The sequence below is a fragment of the Bifidobacterium panos genome (assembly GCF_012932445.1).
Classification (GTDB): Bacteria; Actinomycetota; Actinomycetes; order Actinomycetales; family Bifidobacteriaceae; genus Bifidobacterium; species Bifidobacterium panos.
In genome coordinates this window covers 1-4003 of record NZ_JAAIIJ010000033.1, presented here as the reverse complement: position 1 = coordinate 4003, position 4003 = coordinate 1, and the positions used below count along the sequence as shown (strand labels likewise).

The window sequence follows — 4003 nt, the reverse complement described above, 5'->3', positions numbered from 1 at the left end:
GCATCCGAGTACGCGACGTTCTCCTTGCCGGACAACTGCACATACGCCTCGCCGGCCTTGTTGTGGCCGCCGTTGTAGTTCAGCGTGGCGGTCACCGCGCCCAACTCCTGATACTCGGCAGTAAACGACAGACCCGGCTCGGCCAGCAGATCCGCGATCTGCGACGGCTGGTACAGCTTCTGGTCCGCGCTGGAACGCCAACCCGTGAACTTCCAACCATCATTCGCCGACACCGACGGCTCCACATACGACTCCGTCGAAGTGTTCAGCTTCGCGTCGGTCTTCACGGTCAGCGTCGCGTTCACGCCCTTGCCCAGCGTGCCGTGGTCCTTCACGTCGAACGTCACCGTCTGGTCGCCGGCCTTCCACTGGGCCGTATACACCGCATCAGACTTCAACGTCACCGACGTGTCGGTCGCCTCCAGGTTGCCCACGGACGAGGGAACCGCGGTCCAACCATTCAGCGTGTAACCCGCGCGGGTCGGCTGCGGCACCGCCTGCGTGGTGTCCTGCCTCTCCGTGACCTCGGAGGACGTCTTGCCGTCCAAAGCGCCGTTGTTGTAGTCGAACTTCACCGTCACCTTCGGCGTGTCCTCGAACTCCGCCGTGAACGTCAGGTTCGGCTTGGAACGCAGGGCGCCGATCTCATTCGGCTGGTACAACGCGTTGTCACTCGAACAACGCCAACCCAGGAACTTCCTGCCCGCAACCGGCTTCACCGTCGGGCCCGTCTCCACGGGATAGCCCGTAACGTCCTTCAACAGCGTGCCCGTGGGCACCTGCGTCAACGTGGCCGCGCCAGCGGTCTGCGTGCCGTCCGCCGCGTTCACGTTGAACGTGATCGTGTTGGGCGTCGGATCCCACTTGGCCGTATACGTCGTCACGCCCTCCGTATCGAACACGCCGCTCGGGGTCACGACCTCGTTATCCGCGTTGAGCCAACCGCCGAACGTATAGCCATCACGCGACATGACCGTCTTGGCCGGCACATCCGCCGCGTACGACTGGTCCTTCAGACCCGACACAACCCTGCCGTCATCCGAACCGTCAATCTGGCCGCCGTTCGGGTTGAACACCACAGTGCAGTTCTTGTTCGCCGCATACACCGCGGTGAACGTCACCGTCCTGTTCGTCTCGTCAAGGCCCTTCACCTCATAAGCCGCCACGTCCGCGGACGCGTACACCTTGCCGTCCTCGCTGCACTTCCAGCCAACGAACGAGTAACCCTTGTCCACACTCACCGTCGGAGGCTCCTTGAACTGCGCCTTGGAGGCATCCACGCCGTCGCCCACCGTCGCGTCCGTCTTCACCGTGAACTCGGTGTCGTACGACAGCGTGCCATGCGTGTCATCCTTGGCCTGGACGAACTTCACCGTATTATCATTCGCAGTCCACACGGCCTTGAACGTCGCAGCAGCCGTAAACGTGCCTTCCGGCTTCACCGTCGGCACCGACGACTGCCACGTCTTGGTCGTGTCCAGCGTGTAACCGGTACGCTTCAGATTCTCCGCATCCGTGGCCGGGATGTCGGCCTTGTACGAAGTGCCCTGCGCGCCCGTCAACGACTTATACGACGCACCGGACGCATCCTTACCACCGTTGTAATCGAACACGACCGTCACATCGGGCAGGTCCTCGTACTGGGCCACGAACTCCGCGTACGACTTCACCGTCACGTCAGCCATCTCGGACGGCGAATACACCTTGCCGTCCGCGCCAGCCGTGCTCAGCTTCCAACCCAGGAACTTCTTACCCGCCACCGGCGTCACCGTCGGCGACACAAACGCATCGTCCACGTCATCCGACAACGGGGCGCCGGTCTTCACCGTCAACGTCTTCTGCACGCCCGCATCCAGCGCGCCGTCCTCGGTCACCGTGAACGTCACCGTGTTCTCGTTACGCGTGTAATAGACCTTCACCACCGTCTTGCCGTCAGCCGTGATCACCTGCTGGTCCACAGCCTCGGCCGTGAAACCCTCGTACTCACCCGACGACGTGTCCATCGGACCGGCATCCGTCTTCCCGCCGATCGTACCCTTCAACGGGTTACCATCCGCATCCGCCGTCACCGTCTCACTCGGATCCGCGGGATACGAACCATCCAGATTCTCACGATAATGCGCCACCGAATACGACGCCTGATCCGTCCACTTCGCAGTCAACGTCACATTCTCGGTCACCGGGGTCAAGAAATCCCACTTCTGTTCCTCACCCTGATCATCCGTGTAATACCAGCCCTCCAACGCATGATTCGCAAACGTCAACTCAGGCGCGGCAACCACACTGCCCGAATACACCGACTTCGAGGTCGCAACACCACCGGCCTCACCCGGCTCAAACGTCACCTCAAACTGCTCCGTATTCGGATTCGTACCAGTCGCAGCAACAGCACGAGACGCCTTAGTCGTCGTCACCAAATTCGACGCAAACTGCTTGGCAGCATTGGGAATCGTGTCCTTATCATACGCACTAGTCTTCCAGTCCCTTGTCCAGAGGTTTCCGTCGGTAATGACCGTGACATTGCCCCACGGAGTCGCATCAGTAGAGGAACCCGCCTGCAAGTCCACGCAAATCGGCTGCTCACTACCGTCATCGGCAGTGGCGGTGAAAATGACATTAGTCTTATCGTCGGTATACGAGATCGGACTCGCAATGTACACCTTCCAGTCATCCGGCAGACCTTCCGTCAAATTCTTCGCCACCGTTGAATCTTTCTTGCTGACTGTAGCGTTATTACTAATCGGGGGCGTGTTCAACACTGTGAAGCCGGTGTTCAATTTACTCGCCAGCTCCGAACCCGACGCGTTTAGATTGAGGAATTTCGTATCCTCACATTGGATGAAGATGCGCCCGCCCTTGTCCAGATACGACAGCAAGGCCTTTTGCTCGGCTTCCGTATAATAATGGGTGCCGTCCACCTTCGTCTGGCCCGCCTCGATGTAAATGAAATCGAACTGATCAAGCGAACCGTTCAACACGCCATTATCAGTGAAGCTCACCCTACTGTCCTTGGCACCGTGAATCACGGTAAGGTCACCACAATCATTGAATACGTTTGACCCCTTAGTAAAATCCTGAGACCGTCGAGCCACCGCGTCCGGAACCACGAGGTCATTACCAGAGACGTTATCCTGGAGCCAATTGAATGAGGCGTCCGGCGCCCAGTATAGGATTTTCGCCTCCGCGCCGCGCAGGACCACAGTGTTGTTGACCAACACCGTTTCCAGTCCGCTATTGTTGGCGTCGCTGGTTTTGTCCAGCGTAATCTTGCCGTTGGCGATGTCGCTGTCCGTCACCGTGTGGGTAGCGCCGCTCACGACCATCGACACCGGACTGACAACGTCACCGGCGTAGGACAGGCCGATCGGCTTGTCCGCACTGGCGTTCAACCTTACGGTCGCGCTTTCCGTGACCTTCGTGCTGCCCGTGCCCGTCTCGACCTGCTCGGCGACCACGAGGTTACGGGCCGTGCCGGCCTTCGTCGTGTTGTTCGTGATCGACGGGGCGACAGGGGAAGCGCCGTCGGAACCCAAATCCAAAACGCCGCCCACGGCGACATGCACCGCACCGTTGTCGCCGACGGTGTTGTTCGTGAGCGTGACCCCGTCCAACACCAGACGGCCGCCCTTGGCCACGTCGAACAGCGAATCGCCCGACGTGCTGCCAGCCAGCGAAGCCGAACCCGTGACAATCAACGTCTTACCGGAGGGCACCGTCAGCTTCGCGCCCGGCACGGTGTTCGCGGACACCGTGTACGTGACCGTATCCGCCGTCGTCAACGCGCTCAGCACGTCGGCCCATGAGGTCACCGACGCCGAGCCCGCGGCCCAGGCGCCGGGCACGGCCATCGCCAGCACCACCAGCGCCGACACCACCGCCGACACCATGGCCGCCAGCCAACGCGGCAACCCGCGCCCCATGCCGGTTTGAGATGAAAATCTCACCATAAGAAACTCCTAAAATTTCTTTTTCTTCTACCAAACCCTCCCCCAACACAAAACGA

1 protein-coding gene is annotated in these 4003 nt (G+C 60.5%); it reads right to left on the bottom strand.

The window, feature by feature from the left end:
• Positions 1-3947 (bottom strand): InlB B-repeat-containing protein (locus G1C94_RS07445; protein ID WP_172147143.1); only part of this gene is annotated, 3947 nt, incomplete at its 3' end.
• Between the last annotated feature and the right edge of the window lie 56 nt (positions 3948-4003).